Raw genomic sequence first — 266 nt, forward strand, 5'->3', positions numbered from 1 at the left:
GCCAGCGTTCGTCCTGAGCCAGGATCAAACTCTCCAAAGAATTTGATATAGCTCTTAAAAATGACGAAGCTTGCGCTTCAATCAAAACTTGTAAAACTTTTTTTGCCTCATCGTTCAGTTTTCAAAGACCAAAAAATAAATGGTCGGGAAGACAGGATTCGAACCTGCGACCCCTTGGTCCCAAACCAAGTGCTCTACCAAGCTGAGCTACTTCCCGTTATAAATGGTGCACCCTGAGAGATTCGAACTCCCGGCCTTTAGATTCG

The 266-nt window shown here is 44.7% G+C and carries 1 tRNA gene; it reads right to left on the reverse strand.

The annotated features are described in order from the left end of the window. Positions 1–140: 140 nt before the first annotated feature. Positions 141–217 (reverse strand) — tRNA-Pro (locus EVJ32_RS16110). Positions 218–266: the final 49 nt, after the last annotated feature.

This window comes from Exiguobacterium sp. SH5S4 (genome assembly GCF_004337045.1).
GTDB lineage: Bacteria > Bacillota > Bacilli > Exiguobacteriales > Exiguobacteriaceae > Exiguobacterium > Exiguobacterium aurantiacum_A.